Source organism: Vibrio splendidus, assembly GCF_001557875.1.
GTDB classification, from domain to species: Bacteria; Pseudomonadota; Gammaproteobacteria; order Enterobacterales; family Vibrionaceae; genus Vibrio; species Vibrio splendidus_F.
On record NZ_LNRF01000001.1, the window covers coordinates 38,026 to 58,802 of the forward strand.

A 20,777-nucleotide genomic window follows, 5' to 3' on the forward strand; every position below is an offset into this window, starting at 1 on the left:
CACCCCATATCATTAAGCATTACCTACACACTCAAGATACACAGATGTAATTTGGAACCTTCAATGACCCAAGAAAAATTCGACACCATTTATCAACGTGCCGCTCACCGTAAAGGCGGCGCTGAAGAGCTCGAAAAGATTGTTCGTGCGCCTCTTTCACAAGCCGAGTTATCACAAATCACCGACGATCGTTGGCTTGCAGCCTTTACAGAAAAGGTGTTCCAGTGTGGTATTTCGTGGAGTGTAGTGAGAAAGAAATGGCCGCAGTTTGAAGAAGTGTTCTTTGAGTTCGACATCGAAAAGATGCTGATGCTGCCGAATGAGATGTGGGAACAGAAAGCACAAGATCCACGTATTATTCGCCACCTCACCAAAGTAATGACAATTCCTGCGAACGCAATGATGATCCACAATGCCAAGCGTGAAGCGGATTCCTTCTCACAAATGGTTGCCGACTGGCCATCAGAACGCATTACAGAACTGTGGGATTATTTGAAGAAACACGGCAAGCGCTTGGGCGGAAATACAGGTGCTTATACCTTGCGCCAAATGGGTAAAGACACCTTCATCCTGTCTTCTGACGTAGAAGCGCACCTACGAAGTACGGATGTGATCGATAGCGGTCGCAATACCAAGCGAGCACAAGTCGCGGCAAGTAAGGCTTTCAACGAATGGCAGCAACAATCAGGTCGTAGCCTGAGTGAAATAAGCCAGATCGTCGCCTACAGCTGTGGCGATAATCGCGTCTAGTTTTAAGAAGAATGGCTTAAAGCTTTAGATTGCACACAGTTCACTGCAAACTAAATGTTATAAGTCATTAACAAATAAGCGTACATCGCACTTTCATCCAGTGGCATTGTATAGATAAATGTATACAATATAGAGTAATACTCATGAATTATTCTCGACCAACCCAACTCGACTAAACAAGGGTCCTTATCTCTATGACAGTTCTCAAAAACTCTGTCTCCAAAGGTGTAAAAACGAAAGTAACAGGCCAGACTCAAGACGATGTTGTTTACTGCCATATCTTCGACGCGATACTAGAACAAAGGCTGCCACCAGCCACCAAATTAAGCGAAGAAGCACTAGCAGAAATCTTTGGTGTTAGCCGTACTATTATCCGTCGTGCCTTGCTGCGCCTATCTTTAGAGCAAGTTGTGGTGATCCGTCCTAACCGAGGTGCTGTGATTGCAGCACCCACAGTAGACGAAGCCAAACAGATATTTAAAGCACGTGAAGTGATGGAAATTGCTATCACTGAGCTAGCGGTTAAGAATGCCACCAAAGCCCAAATCGATGAGTGTAGAAAACTGGTCGCGAAAGAGAACTGCGCCTTTGACCAAGGTGACTATGGTTCTGGCTTACGTTTGTCTGGTGAGTTCCACATCAAACTGGCTGAAATGGCTGAGAACGCGCCACTGCTGGCTTTCCAACGCAGCTTGGTATCGCAAACCTCTCTGCTTATTGCCCAATACGAAACCGGTAGCCACTCGAACTGCTCTTTGGATGAGCATGAAGGATTGCTTGATGCGATAGAGTCTGGCGATGAAGAGCAAGCCGTTGACCTAATGCGAGAGCACTTGAGCCATATTCGTTCGAAGCTCAACCTAGACAGCAACACAGCTTCGAGCGACCTGCATGTGGTGTTCTCTGATCTGCTCAAGAGCAAGTCATAGTTCTGCTAACTAGATAGCCAAATCTTTTGTTAACAACTTTTTATTAACAAAACAGGAGAGAAGTAAGCCTCAGCGTTTACTTCTCTTTTTTATGCGTAAAACCCTCTTCCATCGCTAGAAAATCACCACAACTTCCCCTGTTCGCCTTGTTATTAGTAGCCTGAATGAGGCTATAGAACTGAATAACACCGATGTTCCCGCCTCCTTAACCCTCTACAATTTTTGTATACATCGCTAAAAAACATTCACACCATCAAACTTATCAAAAGGCCTTCAAATCTTTATAAAACAAATAAATAGACAATAGAATAAATTGTATACAATTAAATGCAGCACATTATTGTTGCATTTCTGTAAATAAATAGTTGACCGCAGGGTCAGGATGGATAATTATTGACCTAGAAGTCAAAAAGAATACACATGGATATATGTCGATTTACAAGGAGGTCTCTTGATTACTTTTTTGCTCAATCAGGAAATAAGACGTGAAGATAATCTGTCGCCAAATATGACAGTACTCAACTACCTTCGTACCAAGGTTAATAAAACGGGTACGAAAGAAGGTTGTGGATCAGGTGACTGTGGCGCATGTACGGTAGTTCTGGGTGAAGTGGTTGATGGACAACTGCAATACCGCTCGGTGAACTCTTGCCTTACGTTCGTTTCAGCGCTGCATGGCAAACAACTGATCACGGTAGAAGATCTGCAAAATCGAGATCGCTCATTGCACCCAGTGCAGAAGGCGGTGGTTGATTTTCACGGTTCACAGTGTGGTTACTGCACGCCGGGCTTCATCATGTCGATGTTTGCACTAGGCAAAAACAAACCCGATGCGAGCAAAGAAGACGTCATGGAATCACTGGCGGGTAACCTATGTCGCTGTACAGGCTACCGACCAATCGTTGATGCCGCGATGTCGCTTTCAACAGACCAACCTTTGATCGACCAATTTGCTGAACTTGAACGTAACACCATCAAGAAGCTAGAAAGTATTCAAGACACCGAGGCCAACTTACGCCTTGGTCACCTCACCGCTTTTTCCCCGAAAAGCACCGATGAGCTGGCCAAGCTTTTTCAAGCCCACCCGAACGCTAAGCTGGTTGCTGGCGGCACGGATTTAGCATTGGAAGTGACGCAATTCCATCGCGAGATTGAAACACTGATTAGCGTAAACCTTGTTGAAGATATGAAGGTATGCGAAGAGACCGACACCGATTTAATCATTGGTGCCAACCTGCCTATCAGTGATTCTTACTCCCTATTGAAAAAACACTACCCAGATTTTGGTGAACTGCTGCATCGCTTTGCGTCACTGCAAGTGCGTAACCAAGGCACCATCGGCGGTAACGTGGCGAATGCCTCGCCTATCGGTGACACCCCTCCTCTGCTGATTGCCCTGAACGCGAAGATCAAACTTCGTTGCGGCGACGAGTCACGTACCATGCCGATCGAAGATTACTTCATCAGCTACAAGGTGACGGCGCAGAAAGAGAGTGAGTTCATTGAACAAATCATCATCCCTAAACCAACCAACGACAGCTTCCGCGCTTACAAACTGTCTAAACGTTTAGACGATGACATCTCTGCAGTATGTGGTGCGTTCGATATTCAAATTGAAGATGGCAAGGTAACACACGCTCGTATCGCCTTTGGTGGTATGGCTGCAACGCCTAAGCGCGCAACCCGTTGTGAAAATACGTTATTAGGCAAACCATGGACAGACGCTAATATTAAGTTAGCGATGCAAGAACTGTATAACGACTTTGAACCGCTATCTGATTTCCGTGCAAGCCAAGAATACCGTTCATTGTCGGCGGCTAACATGCTGCGTCGCTACTTCATTGAACAACAGAATAAAAACAACCAAATCGAAACAAGGGTAACGTCTTATGTCTAAATCACACGAGCATGCGATGACCCACGAAGAGATGGTTACCATTGCAAAACAAGACCTAAAAACTGGCGTAGGTAAAAGCGTTAAACACGACAGTGCAGCCAAACAAGTAACGGGCGAAGCGGTATACATTGATGACCGCCTAGAGTTTCCCAATCAACTGCACGTGTACGCACGCCTGAGTACTCAAGCACATGCGAAGATCACTAAGATCGACGTTTCACCGTGTTACGAATTTGATGGTGTAGCCATTGCTATCCAAGCCAAAGACGTTCCGGGTGAGCTGGATATCGGTGCAATCCTACCGGGTGACCCACTGCTTGCCGACGGCAAAGTAGAATATTACGGCCAACCCGTGATTGCTGTAGCAGCGAACGATCTAGAAACGGCACGCAAAGCTGCACACGCAGCGATTATTGAATACGAAGAGCTACCTGCCATTCTTGATGTCAAAGAAGCGCTAGAGAAAGAGCACTTCGTAACAGAAAGCCACACTCAACAGCGTGGTGACTCAAAAGCAGCACTGAAAAAAGCGAAACACGTGATCTCTGGTGACCTAGAGATCGGCGGCCAAGAGCACTTCTACCTAGAAACTCAAATCAGTAGCGTAATGCCAACCGAAGATGGCGGCATGATCGTCTACACCTCAACACAAAACCCGACCGAAGTACAAAAACTGGTCGCGGAAGTGATTGGCGTACCGATGCACAAAGTCGTGATCGATATGCGTCGTATGGGTGGTGGTTTCGGTGGCAAAGAGACTCAAGCAGCCTCTCCTGCCTGTATGGCAGCGGTGATTGCCCACCTTACAGGTCGACCGACCAAAATGCGCCTGCTGCGTAACGAAGACATGCAACAAACCGGTAAACGACACCCGTTTTACAACCAATACACCGTCGGTTTTGACGACAATGGTGTGATTCAAGGTGCCGACATTACCGTTGCAGGTAACTGTGGTTACTCACCAGATTTATCAAGCTCTATCGTCGACCGCGCGATGTTCCACTCAGACAACGCTTATTACTTAGGCGATGCAACTGTGGTCGGTCACCGATGCAAAACCAATACAGCGTCGAACACCGCTTACCGCGGCTTTGGTGGCCCGCAAGGCATGATGACCATCGAACACATCATGGACGAGATTGCGCGTTACCTGAAAAAAGATCCTTTGGAAGTACGTAAGGCGAACTACTACGGCGAAGAAGGCCGTAACGTAACCCATTACTACCAAACCGTTGAAGACAACTTTTTACCTGAGATAACCGAACAGCTTGAACGCAGCAGTGACTATCACGCACGTCGTAAAGAAATCGCTGAGTTCAACAAGCAGAGCCCTATCTTGAAGAAAGGTCTTGCTATCACACCGGTGAAATTCGGCATCTCGTTTACTGCGACTTTCTTGAACCAAGCAGGTGCGCTTATCCATATCTACACCGATGGCAGTATTCATTTGAATCACGGTGGTACGGAAATGGGGCAAGGCTTGAACATCAAAGTGGCACAAATCGTTGCACAGGAGTTCCAAGTCGATGTCGAACGTATACAGATCACCGCTACAAACACAGACAAAGTTCCGAACACATCACCAACCGCAGCCTCATCGGGCGCCGACCTCAACGGTAAGGCCGCGCAAAACGCCGCAATAACCATTAAGCAACGCCTGATAGACTTCGCTTCTTCGCACTTCAAAGTGTCCCCAGAAGAAGTGGTGTTCAAGAACGGCATGGTGCAGATCCGCGATGAGATCATGACCTTCAACTCATTTGTTGAACTGGCTTGGTTCAACCAAATCTCGCTATCAAGCACTGGCTTCTACCGCACTCCGAAGATCTATTACGATCACGAGAAGGCACGCGGTCGTCCGTTCTACTACTACGCCTATGGTGCTTCTTGTTCAGAAGTCATCATCGATACCCTAACCGGTGAAAACAAGATTCTGCGTGTTGATATTCTGCATGACGTGGGCGCTTCATTGAACCCGGCGATTGATATCGGCCAAGTCGAAGGCGGCTTTGTGCAAGGTGTCGGTTGGTTAACAACGGAAGAGTTGGTGTGGAACCAGCAAGGCCGCTTAATGACCAACGGCCCTGCAAGCTACAAAATCCCTGCGATTGCTGATATGCCAATTGATTTCAGAACGCACCTTTTGGAAAACCGCAGCAACCCAGAAGACACAGTATTCAACTCGAAAGCCGTGGGTGAGCCACCTTTCATGTTAGGTATGTCGGTATGGAGCGCATTGAAAGATGCGATTAGCTACGTAGCCGTTGATGGCGCGATTCCTAAGCTCAACACACCTGCAACGCCAGAGCGTATTCTGATGGCGATTCAGGAAGTCTCTGAAACAGCCCCGACCTCGGTCGATGCTCAATCAGAAACGGCTTAGAGCTGATAGGTACGGCTTAGGACGTAATAAACAGCTTAGGAAGCATAGAAGGGATTTAGGAGGACATATGTTTAAGGATAATTGGATTCACGAACTGGCAAAACTGGAAGAGAACTACGAACCATGTGTGATGGTGACAGTGCTTGAAGACAGAGGCTCAGTGCCACGTGATGCGGGTACCAAGATGCTTGTCACTCGTGACCGAATCATCGCTACGATTGGTGGTGGTCACCTTGAACATGTGGCCACTAAAATGGCGCGCGAGATGCTGATTGCCAGTGAAAAATCACTCAAAGTAGAACGCTTCAATCTAGGCGCTCGTTTAGGCCAATGTTGTGGCGGAATGGCAACATTAAGCTTTGAACCGATTGGCACTCAACAGAACCATCTCGTGTTGTTTGGCGCTGGCCATGTGGCAAAAGCGCTGCTGCATATTGTCGCGACTCTGCCCTTCCGCGTGACCTGGATTGATGAACGTGAAGAAGTGTTCCCTGACACACTTCCTCACGGTGTGAAAAAGCTGGTCACAGATGATCCGGTTGGCGAAGTAAAACAGATGCCACCGAACAGCTACTACCTAGTGATGACCCACAACCACCAGCTTGATTTCGATTTAACTAAGGCCATCATCGACCGTGAAGACAGTCGCTACTTCGGCATGATCGGCTCGCTAACCAAGCGTAAGAAATTCGATTTCCGACTAGAGCAGCGTGGTTACAGCCAGGAACAAATTGAAACCATGATCTGCCCTATCGGCATTAGTGCAGTCAATGGCAAACATCCCGCTGAAATTGCGGTATCGGTTGCGGGTGAACTGATCGCACACTATCAAGGCCAAGCACTTGAACAAAAGCGCCCAACCAAACAATATCAAAATCGGGATTTGACGGAGCAACACAGTCAACCAAGCGATGTAGACGAACCTCCTTTGGAAGAGAAGATCGCCTAATACAAGTCGCAAAGCTTCAGTAGCCATAACGTTACTGAAGTCATTAAAAGGAAGTAAACATGACAACGCAACGCAAAGCTTATCGCGCCAGTATTTTACACAGCGTAGCCGACCCAAAAGACGTCGGTATCGATGAGTCTTACGACTATTTTGAAGACGGTGTTTTAGTGGTTGAAAACGGCCACGTCGTCGACTTAGGCCATGCCGATGAAGTATTGGCTCGTCAGCCTAAAACACTCGAAGTAAAAGAATACAAAGACAAGCTGATCACCTCTGGTTTTATTGATACGCACATCCACTACCCTCAAACAGGGATGATCGCGTCTTACGGTGAGCAGCTACTTGATTGGTTAGAGAACTACACCTTCCCAGAAGAAAAACGCTTCAAAAACCCAGTCTATGCACACAAAGTGGCAAAGCTATTCCTAGATGAGTTAGCCAGTAACGGAACGACCACAGCACTGGTGTTCGGCACCGTGCATAAAGAGTCGGTCAACGTATTCTTCGAAGAAGCCGAGAAGCGTAATCTACGTATGATTGCAGGTAAGGTTTTGATGGATCGCAACGCGCCTGATTACCTCACAGACACACCAGAATCAGGCTACGTAGACTCTAAGGAGTTGATTGAAAAATGGCATAACCGCGGCCGATTGCTTTACGCCGTGACGCCTCGCTTTGCCCCAACTAGTACATCAGAGCAACTTGCTACTGTTGGTAAGTTATTAGAAGAGTACCCAGACGTATACATGCACACTCACCTTTCTGAAAACGAGAAAGAGATTGAATGGGTAAAAGCACTGTTCCCAGAACGCGACAGCTACTTAGATGTGTATGACCACTATGGCCTGCTGCACAAACGTTCGGTATTCGCCCATGGTATTCACCTGTCTGACTGCGAATGTAAGCGCCTAGCGGACACCGAATCAGCCATCGCTTTCTGTCCGACTTCAAATCTGTTTTTAGGCTCAGGTTTATTTCGATTACCAGAAATGGAAGAGCACGGCATTCGCGTTGGTATGGGGACAGATGTAGGCGCAGGCACTAGCTTCTCGATCCTGCAGACCATGAGCGAAGCCTATAAGATCATGCAGCTACAACACAAGAAGTTGCACCCAGCCAAATCACTGTTCTTAGCAACATTAGGTGGCGCACGTTCACTGCATCTAGAAGACAAGATTGGTAACTTGGAAGTGGGTAAAGAGGCGGATTTCGTAGTACTCGACTTACATGCTACACAATTGATGCGCTTTAGAATGGAACAAGCGACCAAGCTTGAAGAAAAACTATTTGTACTAATGAGCTTGGGTGATGACAGAACCGTCAGCGAGACTTACATCTACGGTGAGAAAGCCTACGATGTAAACTTTAAAGATTACAAAAAGCTTGTGAGTTAATTTGCTAGTAATAAACACTGCTAGGTAACCTTTGTTGTTAAAGAACCCGTCCAGATTCGCCTAGCTTTTAAAGACCAGCCGTGAACGCCGCTGGTCTTTTTTTGTCCTTAATTCAAAGAAATACAAATTATTGCTTAACGTGTGCTCCACACCCATGACGCAACCGATTTAAGTTGGTAGGTTAGACGATGATCGGTCAAGCTTTGTCCGTTTAAAACAACATCCACACACGCTTAGAAAGGATTTCTATGTTCGAACAGGTCGTCAGCATTCTGTTTCCCGTTTTTGCTTTAGCCAGTGCTGGCTTTACGGTCGGTCGTTGGCTCAAGCCCGATTTCAAACCGATCAATCGCATCAACATGGATGTCTGTATTCCTGCTTTGGTGTTTGCATCGCTGACCACCATGCCTCTCGACACCGAGCAATTGCCGCTGATTTCTGCCTCTTTGGTTGCGGTGTTAGTGCCCGCACTGTTGATGATTCCGATCTGTAAGATCTTTAAGCTCAACTTCAAAGCTTGGGCTCCGCCACACATGTTCCGTAACAGCGGCAACCTGGCAATTCCCTTATTTACCTATACCTTTGGCGAGAGCGCATTAGCTCCTGCTGTATTGCTATTCGTGGTGTCGGCTTGCGTGCACATTAGTGTTGGTTTAGCGCTATTAAGCGATGGTAATCCGATCAAACAGATCCTCAAGATGCCGATATTCTTAGCCGCAGCATTAGCGATGACACTCAACTTATCTGGCATTGCAGTGTGGAATCCAATCTACGAAGCCACATCGCTGCTCGGACAAGCCGCAGTACCCATTATGCTGCTGTCACTGGGTTCGCAAATGGTTAATTTAAGGCTGAGCGGTTTAAAAATTGGCTTGTTGTGCACCGCCCAATCTCTGTTCACCGGAGCCATCGCTTTCTGCATCATCTACTTCTTTATTCCGCTACCGACGCTACATCTGCAGATGATGGTACTGTTCACCATGCTGCCACCTGCCGTGATGAACTACTTGTTCGCAGAAAGGTTCAATGTCGAGCCGCCCAAAGTCGCGTCGATGGTGTTGTTCGGCAACTTCTTAAGCGTTGTAACGCTACCGATATTGCTGTCCTTTGCATTGTCTTTGTCGACCTGAAAACCATAACCTTTTACTATCGAGTCGGATAAGCCTGCCCTTCCCCCTGAGAAGTCGCGGCCGATGAAGCGTGTCTGTGCAGCCACACCCAGCGGTCCGTTTTCTTGAGCATCACGCTCCAACGAACAGGGATAAACAAAATCGATCCACCCACATTCAAATGGATGGTTAAACATTGTGAAACCACAGCATGATCACCCGATATCACAGTATCTGACCAACCCCATTCAAATCTTATCGCTGTAGCTTCAGAAAAATTTCTCAGAAATAGCTGCTTTACTGATTCTGCACCTGAACATAGCTCATCTTCGCCCGTCCCTATCACTGAAATGTGGCCACTCGCATCAAATACACGCATCAGTGCTTCAATATCTTTTGCACAATACGCGTCTGCGTAATCATTTAACGTAGCCATAATGTCGTCGAGATCTTTCATGGTGCACTCCTTGGTTACCATGAATTGTAGACCAATGTTTTAAAACAATTCGCTCCAAATCAAAGTGCCACCTGTAGAGTATTTTGAAGCTTTGGTAACGACGTAGCGACACTCACGCAACCGAGAAAACCCGACTCGACATGAAAATGTTGGCTTCAATACTTCATTCTAAATGGATTCAAAAGCAGCCATTTGGTGACACATCTCGTAACCAGCATATTAATCACAGCAGAGCCCTAATGCATATCCTATAGTTAACAGTGGTTTACCTATCATAAGTTCATTTCTACGTTAATTATAAGGATATAAAAATGAAGAAGACTTTACTTGCCTCGTCACTGGCATTGGTGGCGTCATTTGCCTATGCCGAAGAGACTCAACTCCCACAAACGTTATTTCAAAACGTAGATATCTTCAACGGCACTGAAAACAAGTTATACGAAGATCATTTTGTATTGGTCGAAGGCAATATCATTACCTCTATCTCAGCCAAAGCGATTGATGTTCGTGATGATGCTGTTGTTATTGACGGCACAGGCAAAACCTTAACCCCAGGCTTTATCGAAAACCATGCGCACCTGATGTTAATGGGGCCAAGCTTACCGACAATGGAATCCAACACCACATGGGAAGATTTCGCGATACACGGAACGCGTATGGCTGAGATGTACTTGATGCAAGGCTTCACCACTGTGCGTGATGCCGGTGGCGCAAATGGTGGTTTAAGAAGAGCCATCGATGCTGGCCAAATTCTCGGACCTCGTTATTACCCATCGGGCGCGTTTTTGAGTACCCGTGGCGGCCATGCTGACTTTGCAAACTACACAGCCCCAGTTGGAGAGGAAACCAACTTCAGCCGCTTAAACATGGCACAAGAAGTCGACAGCGTTGCCGAAGTGAAAAAGTACGCTCGTAACAACTTCCGTATGGGTGCTACGCAATTGAAATACATGCAGTCAGGTGGTGTGGTTTCAGCCTTTGACCCATGGCAATTACTCGCAGGTTCACCTGAAGAAGTAGGTGCAGCCGTTGAGGTAGCCGATACCTACGGCAGTTACGTTATGGCGCACTCCTATCGAAAAGAAGCGATCATTGGCGCACTGAACGCAGGCGTTAAATCCATTGAGCACGGCTTCATGTTCGACTGTGAAATTTCCGAACTCATGGAAGAAAAAGGGGCGTACATCACCACTAACCTCACCGCTTTTGACCCTAACCTTCTTGAGATCCCTGCAGTTAAGAACGTTGCATCCAGCCTAGCCAAAGCAAAATCAGCTTCTGCTGCATTCAAAGATTACATTCCGAATATGAAGAAATGCCCAGCTCCTCGTGGCTTTCAAACTGACTGTGTAGGCTCTGTTGATGCGTGTAACATTCAAATTGCTTACGAGAAAAAGCTGAACAACGATTTCTTTGGTCCTTACGAGTCATTGAAAACACTCACTTCAGTCGGTGGCGAGATTGCCACACTATCAGGTGACTTCATGAACCCATACCCAGACGCAAAATTAGGCGTTATTGAAAAAGGTGCTTATGCAGATATCCTTCTGCTAGATGGCAACCCATTCGAAGATTTTTCTGTGGTCGGTACGGGAGACCAATGGTTTGGTGCCGATAAGCGACCAGAATCTCCAGAGTCCATCCAACTTATTATGAAAGATGGTGTTATCTACAAAAACAGCCTTTAAGGCTTAGGTTTAAAGCTTTGAGTTTCAAGCTTTAGACTTCAAAGCTTTTTAAAGAAGTAACTTGGTTCATCGGCTCTCATCAAGCCGATGAACCAATTGATAACAACGTTCCAGTGACCGATAACTCAGTAACTGATAATCCACTAACCAATAAGTGAACCAAACATTGAATAGACTAATTACCCTCTTTGTATCCATTGTTTCGTTTGGCAGTTTTGCTAGTGAACCAACAGAACTAGATTGGAAAGATCTGAGACCAGTACATGCACAGAACCAAGTTGTGCTTCCGGAAATAAGCTATCAACAAAAGCTAATCCTTCAGCAAATATTCACCCTAAGCCAATACGATGACCCAAAGAACAATGAGGAGTTAGTAGCACTGAAAGAAACATTAAAGTCAGAAGGATTGGACGCGGATGAGTTGCTGAAACTACGCTCAGAATATATTGTGAATCAACAACGTGCGGCAGAAACGGTAACACATGACTTCGATGGTAAAAGTGTTCGTATTCCTGGATTTCTAGTACCTATCGAGTTTTCAGCGCCGCTAGTCGCCACCGAGTTCTTGTTAGTTCCCACGGCTGGCGCTTGTATCCATATGCCGCCGCCACCAGCCAATCAAATCGTAAGGGTCTCTTACCCTGAAGGCTACAAAGTAGAAACGGTTCAATACCCTGTTTGGGTGGAAGGCGTGATTTCTTCAAAATTGACAACAGACAATGTATACCTCGTTGATGGAGATACCGATGTCACCATGGGATACAAACTCAATGCCTCAATGGTAGTGAATTATCACTAACCTACAGTCGAACCACAACTAAATATTAACGCATATTTAGGCGACAACATGAGCGCCTAAATTCATGATCAATCGAAATCTAAAGAGCCTGAATAGTAGGCTCTTTTTCATATCTCGACAGATATTTACTTCGCACATTTATCCAGTTTAAGCTCTGCCGTTACCTTGGTAAGGCGCAGCGCTATTGCGAAACAGACTAAGTAAGGACTCACATACCAGAAGAGGCTTTCTAATGGCTGCTTCACCTGCGCTTCTCTGGTTCTTATGTATTGGTTTTTCTGCTTCTCATACTGACTCAGCATACCATCCACCCACACCGCATCACTTTCAACCAGCGATACGCTCGGCGCAGGAACCGTAAAATCCGATGCGTTGGGTAACAAAGTGAAATCGACATCTTTGAACGTGATCGCTGTATTCAAATACCACAAACACGCTTCATGATGCTGAGCGTGATTATCTAAAGACGGCTGACCTGTGCAGGTATCACTTCTCAACTTATCCAAAGAAAACTGCTGAACCGATTCTAAAATCGCCACCGCTCTGGTTTGTTCGGTTTCAACCCAATCACCCGCTACTTTCGCACGAATCTCAGACACTGCACCCAGCATCCCGATACCCGCTAGAAACGGCCATAAATAATCCATGAGCTTCCATTTTCGTCGGCTCAAGTTGAACCCACACCAAATCGGAAGATGAAAAAGGAGCGTTAGCCCAAGCGATAGCAAAACGAAATTCAAAGAGCTAGAGAGCATGAGTTCGCTATCAAAGAAGTTCTTCATAATGAGAGACTTGCCTGTATAACAAAGAGAAATTTGATACTAAATTCGATATTTGAAAGGAGTGTAAGGGGAAAGTAAAAACAGCACTAAAAGTTAGAGTTTGGATAAATAGCATCCAATTGAAACTTGTCGTTATTTCGAGGCCAACACATGCTCGATAAAAACCGACTTCTTGTCACGGTACTTTTCTTGAGACCAACCTTCACAAGCCATTTTGAGGGTGTTGTATTGCTGAACTAATGCCGGGGTCGCACGTAGCTTGTCACGAAACCTCAGAAAGCATTCGAACTCAGAACCGTTGGCGACCACTTGCAAGGCCACATCATCCCCTGATGTAGACTCCAACATACACAGTTCCGGCGTTCTTAAGGTATCGAGTTTCTCTGTAAAGCCGAGTGTTGTGAGTCTCTCTATAACATCCTCAAATTCGCCAAGATCAACACCTACGAAGATATCCAAATCGCCCTTAGACACGGCAAAAGGAATAGAAGATGCGCCTACGTGCTCAACTCTCGCGTTAGGGATTAGCTTTTTGATGTCACGCTCGTATCGGATAAACAGCTCGTTGCAAGCCGCTTGGTATTGTTCCTCGGGGTAAAATTTCATATATCCTCACTCCGAATCACAAACTATTGAAGACACCAATTGCTAACAGAAATAACACGATGCTAATAGCTCCGATATAAGAGATTCTGGTTCGCTCTTTTTCAGTTGGAATCAATGGGGGGAAGCGCCCTAATGTGAATACTTTACAGACTATCCAGCCAGCTCCGTAACCAATGAACTCAATCAATATCGACTGAAACAGATACCTAAAGAATGAGCTCAATGCCCTAAAATACGCGACTATCAAGTCTTCCATTTTTTGTCCTAACTAAAGTCAATTTGGACTAAAAATGCCATGGGTAGAGATTCATATCAAGAACCTTATACAGGACTGCGCATGGAATTAGCTATTTGGTACTTGGTTAGATATTCAGAATTGTGCAATGAGGAGAGAGATAAATAGCGCCAATAAATATTGACGCTTAACGTTCCGTTAGAAGTTTGGAGATATTTCGATAGCACATTGAGAGCTTCAATTTGTCTAAGTAACAAACTACCGACGACCAAAATTTACTTTCAAGACATTATGATGCTCAGTCTGCTCAACCAGATTTTGACGTTTCCAAACCTGGTTTTGCTTCCAGCACAAACCTGTTTTTTGAATTAATATGCCGCAACCACAATGTGAAGATAAGCTCCCTGTCATTTGTATACCACCAATCTGTGAACTGTCAGGAGTCAGTTCGATTCTTGTCCCCGCGATCGTCATATTGACTTCTACAGCAGTTATTGGAAAGGTCAAGTCATCGAACACATCATAACCATACTTCTTAATTGCTTGTTCTTTACTTTTAAGCTCTATAAAACGCAAGTATAGATAGTCTCCATTAGGGTAACTAACCTCTAGCTCTTTCCCTTGAGGAGGACTTCTTAAATCAATTGGTGAGCCGATGTTTTCCCAAGAATTATCTTCAATTATAATTCGCTCTTCTGATTCTAAACTCAGCATATTTACATTCAACCGTAAATAACCATGTTCGTCTCGTACTAATGAAACTAGGTCTACATTATCGATAGTAATTATCTTTGGCGTTTCATAATAAAAGTTGCCACCTACAACTGCTAACAAGTCCTTACGTAGCCAGTCCAGACTTCCCTTAACCAAATCTGCATTTACCTTATCCCTTTTTAAAGCATGGAGTTGATCCACCGTATAAGCTCCACCATCTGCTTTCTTATGATGTTGTGCACACAAAGCGATCATACCTTCAGGCTCATTATGAGCTCTCACGCTTACTGGAGGATCAAAGTGATGGTATTCAAGATAAGGGTTTCCACACCCTTTTACTGGACAGCCAAAACCAACTTCTGTGCGAAGCACCTTCTTTACCGCTTTAGGGATAGGCTTTCGTCCCGACATATATCGTAACTCCAACTTTGAATAGTATTTAAGGTAAATCGAACATATAGTTCTGCCCGCATTTAAGCGAATATCACTAATAACATTTCATTCCGATCACTTTAATCCACATATGCATATAGAGTCACCAACTGAATGATAAATCTACATTACCTTTCTCCAAAAACAAAAAGCCCCGGTTATAGGAACCGGGGAAACAGGGTGGGATGAGTTTGGTGCGTGCCCGAAACCAAACTCTCCCCAAGCCTCACCTAAGACTCATGCTCTTAGGTAAAGGATTTCACAGCATTATTGAAGCGTAGCGCCTTGCTCTACCCAAGTGCCGATGAGTGCGCGTTCTTCGTCGGTCATTTGAGTCATGTTACCGAGCGGCATCACCTTGGTTGTTACGGTTTGAGCAACAATTCTTGGTACGTTGGCTTTAATCTCTTCTGGCGTATCAAACATCACACCGCCTGGCGCAGCAGCAAAAGCGGCGTGGCTTGGGGTTGATGAGTGACACACAGAACAGCGCTCTTGAATGACTTTGTTGATGGTTTCAAAGCTGACGCCTGCGCTAGCAGGTTGCGTTGCGTGGTCTGCAGGTGCAGCTTGTGAACTAGTCGTTGAAGCGGTGTCGTTTGCAGCAAGTTCTTCTGTCGCTGATTCCGTCGCGCTGACTTGCACTTCTTGAACCACTGGCGCTTGTACAACCGGAGTCATCTGCTTTTTCGCGTAAGGTGAGGTCACAAACGCAAGCGTGATCATACCCAATGCAGCTACTGGTACTGTCCATGCAAACTTCTGGCTACCATGACGCGTGTTGAAGTAGTGACGCACCAAGATACTGAAAATCGCTAAGCCTGCAAGAATCAACCAGTTGTATTCCGAACCGTAAGTACTTGGGAAGTGGTTACTGATCATGATGAACAGCACTGGCAGTGTCATGTAGTTATTGTGACGAGAACGCAGTAGACCTTTCGCAGGCAATGCCGGATCCGGTTCGCGCTTCTCTTCAATCGCTTTCACCAAGTTGCGCTGTGCTGGCATGATAACGCGGAATACGTTACCCACCATGATGGTACCAATGATCGCACCAACATGGATGTAAGCACCACGGCCACTGAACACTTGAGTTAGGCCATATGTTGCTGCAACGAGCAGCACAAACAGCACAACACCAAGCAACACTGGAGTTTTACCTAATGGTGAGTCACACAGTAGGTCGTAGATAAACCAACCGGCAACGAAAGAACCAATACCAATCGCGATTGCAGTGGTTGAATCAAGACCAGAGCCCGGTGCAATCAGGTAAATCTCAGCGTTAAGGTAGTAAACCACACCCAGTAGACACACACCGGTGATCCACGTGAAGTAAGCTTCCCATTTGAACCAGTGCAGGTGCTCTGGCATCTCTGGTGGTGCAAGTTTGTATTTTTCTAGGTGATAAATACCACCACCGTGAATTGCCCATAAGTCGCCAGAAAGGCCCGTTTTTGGGTTTACTCGGTTAAGGTTGTTCTCTAACCAAACAAAGTAAAATGATGCGCCTATCCACGCAACACCAACAATCATGTGAGCCCAGCGTATCGCTAAGTTCAACCATTCTGTAATATGCGGATCCATAATAAACTCCTGTATCACAACGCTTTAGCTAAACGTTGCTCTTCCTTATTGTCGTCCGTTGGCAGATCGTCCAAATGCAATGCCACTAGGTCGTTGTCGAAATAAACTTCATCACAGTTGTGTCCTTCGCCGCCTCTATCGACGATCAAGAACTGGTCTTGATCGGTGAGGGCGAGAACTGGGTGGTGCCACACCCCTTTGTGATAGTTCACTCCTTGACGGCCGTTGCTCAAGAAAGCTCGGCTATTGGCTAATGTTGGATCATCGCCTTTTGGTGCAACAACAATTAAATAGGGTTGACCAAGTAATGGAATGAATGCCTGAGAGCCAAGTGGATGACGCTCTAACATTTTGATGGTCAGTGGGTAGCTCAACGGTGTGGCTTGGAAGATGCTGATGATGGCTTCTCCGCCTTGGTCTTGCACATCCGTTGTCGCTAGCTTGTGGTAGCGACGTGTTGATCCACTGTTGATCATGAAGAAATCACTATTATCGGACTCGATAACATCGCCAAACTCTGCAAAAGCCTGCTTGGTTAACGGTTCGATGGATAAACGACGTATTCCATTACTCATATCTGATTTCCTTACCTATTTCGCCTTCGTACCAAATAGACGCAAACGGCTGATACCACCATCTGGGAATATGTTTGCACGTACGTGGGTAATCGCACCAAGGTCATTAACCTCAGAAATGAATTCGTGAATTTCGTGCGCTTGCAGCTTTTGTGCAGGCAACAGTTCACGCCAGAATAGGCTTTGTGTTTCTACTTGGTCGTCGGTACCGCCTTTCACATAAGCGGCTTGAATTGAGCAGCTGTCTGGGTAGTTACCTTTGAAGTGAGCCGTATCAACGACGATACGTTCAATGTTACCTGGGTGGCCTAGTGCCACGATAACCCAGTCGTTACCCGGTGTACGACGACGTGCTGTTTCCCAACCGTCACCCATGTTTTCGCCGCGGCCTGGGCCTAAGATATTGGCTTTGTTGCCATAGTGCTCATCGCTACATGCGAGTGCTCGACCACCGTGTTCAACGGCTGCCAGGTCAACTTGTTGCTGAGAATCTATTGCGTCCCAATCCACGCTTGGTCGACCGTAAACACGCAAGCGTGCAACACCGCCGTCTGGGTAGATGTTCAAACGTAGGTGAGTAAATACTTGGTCGCTTTCAATTGCTTCAAGATGATGATGATCACCCTGTAATGCCATTGAAGGCAGAATTTCTTGCCACTCTGTTGAGTCCGTCGGTTCACCTTGTGGTGAATAACACGCGTCAATTGATGCCGAAGGTGGGAAGTTACCTGTGAAGAAAGAGGTATCAATATCAACGCCAGCAATAGTGCCAGCTAGACCAAGGCGAACGACACAGTAGTCATAACCTTCGCCACGTTTGCGTCTGCTTTCCCAACCGTCCATCCACTTGCCGTTGTCGTCGTATAAGTCGTCTTTCCACTCTGGCGCTGCGTGGCTGAGTAGACGGCTTTTATCCGCGAAAAAATCGTCTGTTGCGAATATAGCTTCTGAGCCGAGTTTTTCGTCTGCAAGGTTTATGTACTGTTCAAATTTATGGGTCATGTCCGTGTAATCCTATGAAATTAATCAAGTAATAATAAAATGAGAACTTAGTGGCTTATGTTTTTACAAATCAAACCTTTAGCGCACTAAGACTGGGCTGAGATAGCTGTTAACTCCGTTAACTTACATATCCCAGAGACGAAACATCGCGATCTTATTGATCTCTTGAATCGCCGTAGCAAACTCAGTTTCACTATCATTTCCTAATCGCATCTCGAACGACTCAAGAATTTGGTAACGATTGGCTCCCTTCACCGCCATGATAAAAGGGAAATTGAAGCGACTTTTGTAGCTGTTGTTGTAAGAAGTGAATTTTTCAAATTCTTCGGCGCTGCATTGGTCAATGCCCGCCCCCGCTTGTTCTTTAGTCGACGACTCTGTAAGTTCGCCGTTTACTGCTGCTCGGCCGGCTAAATCCGGGTGAGCGTTGATCAAAGCCAACTGTTTGCCTTGGTCTGCATTTAACAAGGTTGTTGCCATTTTCAGATGAAGATTCTCGATATGGTCATCTTCGGCATTCAAACCTTGGTCATACACCACTTCTGCAACCCATGGGCTATGTTCGTAAACATCAGCGAAATGAGCGACAAAGGTATCGCGTTCCATGGTTGTTGGTTGGCATGATCGAAATTCAGTCACGTATAGCCTCCTTGCTTCTCGCTTCGTTATTTGTTCTGTTGATGATGAGCTTGTTGTTGGTATGGATGATGTTGGTGCCAGTGATTGGCAATATCGATTCGACGACATAGCCACACACTGTCGTGCTGTTTGACGTAATCTAGGAAACGTCTTAACGCAGCAATACGACCGGGGCGACCAATCAGGCGACAGTGCAGCCCAACCGACATCATTTTCGGTGCGGTTTCGCCTTCCATATAAAGGGTGTCAAAAGTGTCTTTTAGATACTGGAAGAACTGTTCACCTGAGTTGAAACCTTGCGCGGTAGAAAAACGCATGTCGTTCACATCAAGTGTGTATGGAATCACTAGCTGTGGATGACCGGTTTCAGTGTGCCAATAAGGCAGGTCATCATCGTAGGCATCTGAGTCATAAAGAAAGCCACCTTCTTCTGCCACTAAACGACGAGTATTCGGCCCTGTACGACCTGTGTACCAGCCTTGTGGACGTTGGCCCGTCACTTGCTGGATGATCTCAATCGCTTTGGTCATGTGATCACGCTCTTCAGACTCATCAATGTATTGATAGTCTATCCAGCGGTAACCGTGGCTACAGATTTCATGCCCCGCTTCGACCATGGCTTTGGCAACGTCTGGGTGACGTTCGATCGCCATAGCGACCGCAAATACGGTCAGTGGGATTTCATATTCATCGAACAAGCGAAGAACACGCCATACACCCGCACGGCTGCCATATTCATAGATGGATTCCATGCTGATGTGACGTTCGCCTTTGATCGGTTGTGCTGACGGGATCTCTGAAAGAAAGGCTTCAGACTCGTCGTCTCCATGTAACAAACAACGCTCACCGCCCTCTTCATAGTTCAATACAAAAGAAACCGCGACGCGCGCATTACCTGGCCATTGAGGGTTTGGAGGGTTAGCTCCGTAACCGATCAAATTTCTTGAATAATCCTTATTCATCCAAGTACTCCTAACATAAGTGGTTGGCTTAGCCGCTCTTTAAGTGAGTCACCAAATGTTTCAATCAAATGGATTTTCGACAAACAGAGCAACCTTACCCCTGTACATTTATTGTATACAATTATTTATCTCAATGTAAAGATTTTGTTATTCAAGTTAAATTTAAGCTCTTTAATCATTTAAAAACAAAAACTTAACAAAGTGCAAACTCACTAAAAAACGATAATTAAGATCTATAAAATCAGAAAAAATGACACAATGGTTAACATTTTTCCAACAATTAGCTTTACTAATTGTGTACAGTTCGTACATAGTTAGTGATAACAAAGTGACCAGTTGCATTCTTTGCAAGGTCGAAACAGACAGATAAACCACGGAACAGAGGAGCGCTAAAAGCGCTATTAAGGGACTATGGGAAGACTAACAACACACGTATTAGACACTACTCACGGCTTACCAGGTGCAGAAATCAAGGTAGAGCTTTATAAGGTCAATGAAGACTCAACAGAAAAGCTGGCGACGGTACTCACCAACTCCGATGGCCGAACCGATGCGCCGATTCTGGCAGGGAATGATTTCCGACCGGGGAAATATCAATTGGTGTTCTACGTTGCGGATTACTACAAAAGCAAAGGTGTAGAATTGGATGGTGTGCCCTTCTTAGATGATGTGGTGATTCGTTTTGGCTTAGATGACCCAGAAGCGCATTATCATGTCCCTCTTCTCGTCTCGCCTTACAGTTTCTCAACCTATCGGGGCAGTTAGTCCCGTGACCTAGAACTTCGAACTAGGCTCAACCGACAAATATTAAACAGATTAGTGCGTGCATCCAAAATGATGCGCGCTCATTAAACACGCTCATATAAAAATACTAACAACGTTAATAGTTAG

The 20,777-nt window shown here is 45.8% G+C and carries 20 protein-coding genes; 10 read left to right on the top strand and 10 right to left on the bottom strand.

The annotated features are described in order from the left end of the window. Window positions 1–63: 63 nt before the first annotated feature. The 7 genes from ATB74_RS00175 (at window position 64) to ATB74_RS00205 (ending at window position 9,432) form a co-directional block, all read left to right on the top strand. The gene (locus ATB74_RS00175; RefSeq protein WP_060981011.1) at window positions 64–750 is read left to right on the top strand and encodes a DNA-3-methyladenine glycosylase I; all 687 of its coding nucleotides are present in this window, start codon (window positions 64–66) and stop codon (window positions 748–750) included. A 194-nt stretch (window positions 751–944) separates the two neighbouring features. Continuing rightward, complete coding sequence (locus ATB74_RS00180) at window positions 945–1,679, top strand: GntR family transcriptional regulator (protein ID WP_048611788.1); 735 nt, start codon at window positions 945–947, stop codon at window positions 1,677–1,679. Between the two features lie 451 nt (window positions 1,680–2,130). Continuing rightward, on the top strand, window positions 2,131–3,576 hold the full coding sequence (gene xdhA, locus ATB74_RS00185; RefSeq protein ID WP_061015642.1) for a xanthine dehydrogenase small subunit: 1,446 nt from the start codon (window positions 2,131–2,133) through the stop codon (window positions 3,574–3,576). Further along, entirely contained in the window at window positions 3,569–5,959 is a 2,391-nt protein-coding gene (xdhB, locus tag ATB74_RS00190) for a xanthine dehydrogenase molybdopterin binding subunit (RefSeq protein WP_061015644.1), read from the top strand. The genes xdhA and xdhB overlap by 8 nt, the downstream gene beginning before the upstream one ends. A gap of 67 nt (window positions 5,960–6,026) precedes the next feature. After that, a complete protein-coding gene (gene xdhC / locus ATB74_RS00195) occupies window positions 6,027–6,908 on the top strand; it encodes a xanthine dehydrogenase accessory protein XdhC (RefSeq protein WP_061015645.1) in 882 nt (293 codons plus the stop codon). Window positions 6,909–6,967: 59 nt separating this feature from the next. Next, on the top strand, window positions 6,968–8,302 hold the full coding sequence (gene guaD / locus ATB74_RS00200; RefSeq protein WP_061015646.1) for a guanine deaminase: 1,335 nt from the start codon (window positions 6,968–6,970) through the stop codon (window positions 8,300–8,302). Between the two features lie 248 nt (window positions 8,303–8,550). Beyond that, the gene (locus ATB74_RS00205; protein WP_061015649.1) at window positions 8,551–9,432 is read left to right on the top strand and encodes an AEC family transporter; all 882 of its coding nucleotides are present in this window, start codon (window positions 8,551–8,553) and stop codon (window positions 9,430–9,432) included. Between the two features lie 16 nt (window positions 9,433–9,448). On the opposite strand, the gene ATB74_RS00210 is transcribed toward ATB74_RS00205, so the two are convergent. Beyond that, complete coding sequence (locus tag ATB74_RS00210; protein ID WP_061015651.1) at window positions 9,449–9,868, bottom strand: nuclear transport factor 2 family protein; 420 nt, start codon at window positions 9,866–9,868, stop codon at window positions 9,449–9,451. Between the two features lie 311 nt (window positions 9,869–10,179). Between ATB74_RS00210 and ATB74_RS00215 the strand changes: the two genes are divergently transcribed. Both ATB74_RS00215 and ATB74_RS00220 read left to right on the top strand, forming a co-directional pair. After that, a complete protein-coding gene (locus tag ATB74_RS00215) occupies window positions 10,180–11,556 on the top strand; it encodes a metal-dependent hydrolase family protein (RefSeq protein WP_061015654.1) in 1,377 nt (458 codons plus the stop codon). A 166-nt stretch (window positions 11,557–11,722) separates the two neighbouring features. After that, window positions 11,723–12,355: a DUF3299 domain-containing protein gene (locus ATB74_RS00220; protein ID WP_061015656.1), complete on the top strand. Its 633-nt coding sequence runs from the start codon at window positions 11,723–11,725 to the stop codon at window positions 12,353–12,355. A gap of 125 nt (window positions 12,356–12,480) precedes the next feature. Here the strand turns inward: ATB74_RS00220 and ATB74_RS00225 are convergent, their stop codons facing one another. The 9 genes from ATB74_RS00225 to puuE form a co-directional block, all read right to left on the bottom strand. After that, entirely contained in the window at window positions 12,481–13,002 is a 522-nt protein-coding gene (locus tag ATB74_RS00225; RefSeq protein WP_061015658.1) for a hypothetical protein, read from the bottom strand. A 267-nt stretch (window positions 13,003–13,269) separates the two neighbouring features. Next, a complete protein-coding gene (locus ATB74_RS00230; RefSeq protein ID WP_061015660.1) occupies window positions 13,270–13,743 on the bottom strand; it encodes a GrpB family protein in 474 nt (157 codons plus the stop codon). Between the two features lie 16 nt (window positions 13,744–13,759). Then, window positions 13,760–13,999 carry a hypothetical protein gene (locus tag ATB74_RS00235; RefSeq protein WP_017092275.1) on the bottom strand — a complete coding sequence of 80 codons (240 nt, stop codon included), beginning with the start codon at window positions 13,997–13,999 and terminating at the stop codon, window positions 13,760–13,762. A 237-nt stretch (window positions 14,000–14,236) separates the two neighbouring features. Next, the gene (locus ATB74_RS00240) at window positions 14,237–15,103 is read right to left on the bottom strand and encodes a hypothetical protein (RefSeq protein WP_061015662.1); all 867 of its coding nucleotides are present in this window, start codon (window positions 15,101–15,103) and stop codon (window positions 14,237–14,239) included. Window positions 15,104–15,391: 288 nt separating this feature from the next. Beyond that, window positions 15,392–16,708, bottom strand: coding sequence for a urate hydroxylase PuuD (locus ATB74_RS00245; protein ID WP_060981000.1), 1,317 nt, complete (start codon window positions 16,706–16,708; stop codon window positions 15,392–15,394). 14 nt (window positions 16,709–16,722) lie between these two features. After that, entirely contained in the window at window positions 16,723–17,283 is a 561-nt protein-coding gene (locus tag ATB74_RS00250) for an ureidoglycolate lyase (protein ID WP_061015664.1), read from the bottom strand. A 15-nt stretch (window positions 17,284–17,298) separates the two neighbouring features. Then, window positions 17,299–18,285 (bottom strand): allantoicase, encoded by a 987-nt coding sequence (gene alc, locus ATB74_RS00255; protein WP_061015666.1) that lies wholly within the window; start codon window positions 18,283–18,285, stop codon window positions 17,299–17,301. 123 nt (window positions 18,286–18,408) lie between these two features. Continuing rightward, the gene (gene uraD, locus ATB74_RS00260) at window positions 18,409–18,924 is read right to left on the bottom strand and encodes a 2-oxo-4-hydroxy-4-carboxy-5-ureidoimidazoline decarboxylase (protein ID WP_061015669.1); all 516 of its coding nucleotides are present in this window, start codon (window positions 18,922–18,924) and stop codon (window positions 18,409–18,411) included. Window positions 18,925–18,950: 26 nt separating this feature from the next. Continuing rightward, on the bottom strand, window positions 18,951–19,886 hold the full coding sequence (gene puuE, locus ATB74_RS00265) for an allantoinase PuuE (protein ID WP_061015671.1): 936 nt from the start codon (window positions 19,884–19,886) through the stop codon (window positions 18,951–18,953). 411 nt (window positions 19,887–20,297) lie between these two features. Here puuE and uraH point away from each other — a divergent pair, with 411 nt between their 5' ends. Then, a complete protein-coding gene (gene uraH / locus ATB74_RS00270; protein WP_055319165.1) occupies window positions 20,298–20,651 on the top strand; it encodes a hydroxyisourate hydrolase in 354 nt (117 codons plus the stop codon). Window positions 20,652–20,777 lie beyond the last annotated feature (126 nt).

What these genes read in the sequence shown, in the direction of transcription:
- ATB74_RS00175 (WP_060981011.1), top strand. Translation starts at nt 64, where the DNA reads ATGACCCAAGAAAAATTCGACACCATTTATCAACGTGCCGCTCACCGT.
- ATB74_RS00180 (WP_048611788.1), top strand. Translation starts at nt 945, where the DNA reads ATGACAGTTCTCAAAAACTCTGTCTCCAAAGGTGTAAAAACGAAAGTA.
- xdhB (WP_061015644.1), top strand. Translation starts at nt 3,569, where the DNA reads ATGTCTAAATCACACGAGCATGCGATGACCCACGAAGAGATGGTTACC.
- xdhC (WP_061015645.1), top strand. Translation starts at nt 6,027, where the DNA reads ATGTTTAAGGATAATTGGATTCACGAACTGGCAAAACTGGAAGAGAAC.
- guaD (WP_061015646.1), top strand. Translation starts at nt 6,968, where the DNA reads ATGACAACGCAACGCAAAGCTTATCGCGCCAGTATTTTACACAGCGTA.
- ATB74_RS00205 (WP_061015649.1), top strand. Translation starts at nt 8,551, where the DNA reads ATGTTCGAACAGGTCGTCAGCATTCTGTTTCCCGTTTTTGCTTTAGCC.
- ATB74_RS00210 (WP_061015651.1), bottom strand. Translation starts at nt 9,868, where the DNA reads ATGAAAGATCTCGACGACATTATGGCTACGTTAAATGATTACGCAGAC.
- ATB74_RS00215 (WP_061015654.1), top strand. Translation starts at nt 10,180, where the DNA reads ATGAAGAAGACTTTACTTGCCTCGTCACTGGCATTGGTGGCGTCATTT.
- ATB74_RS00225 (WP_061015658.1), bottom strand. Translation starts at nt 13,002, where the DNA reads ATGGATTATTTATGGCCGTTTCTAGCGGGTATCGGGATGCTGGGTGCA.
- ATB74_RS00230 (WP_061015660.1), bottom strand. Translation starts at nt 13,743, where the DNA reads ATGAAATTTTACCCCGAGGAACAATACCAAGCGGCTTGCAACGAGCTG.
- ATB74_RS00235 (WP_017092275.1), bottom strand. Translation starts at nt 13,999, where the DNA reads ATGGAAGACTTGATAGTCGCGTATTTTAGGGCATTGAGCTCATTCTTT.
- ATB74_RS00240 (WP_061015662.1), bottom strand. Translation starts at nt 15,103, where the DNA reads ATGTCGGGACGAAAGCCTATCCCTAAAGCGGTAAAGAAGGTGCTTCGC.
- ATB74_RS00245 (WP_060981000.1), bottom strand. Translation starts at nt 16,708, where the DNA reads ATGGATCCGCATATTACAGAATGGTTGAACTTAGCGATACGCTGGGCT.
- ATB74_RS00250 (WP_061015664.1), bottom strand. Translation starts at nt 17,283, where the DNA reads ATGAGTAATGGAATACGTCGTTTATCCATCGAACCGTTAACCAAGCAG.
- alc (WP_061015666.1), bottom strand. Translation starts at nt 18,285, where the DNA reads ATGACCCATAAATTTGAACAGTACATAAACCTTGCAGACGAAAAACTC.
- puuE (WP_061015671.1), bottom strand. Translation starts at nt 19,886, where the DNA reads ATGAATAAGGATTATTCAAGAAATTTGATCGGTTACGGAGCTAACCCT.
- uraH (WP_055319165.1), top strand. Translation starts at nt 20,298, where the DNA reads ATGGGAAGACTAACAACACACGTATTAGACACTACTCACGGCTTACCA.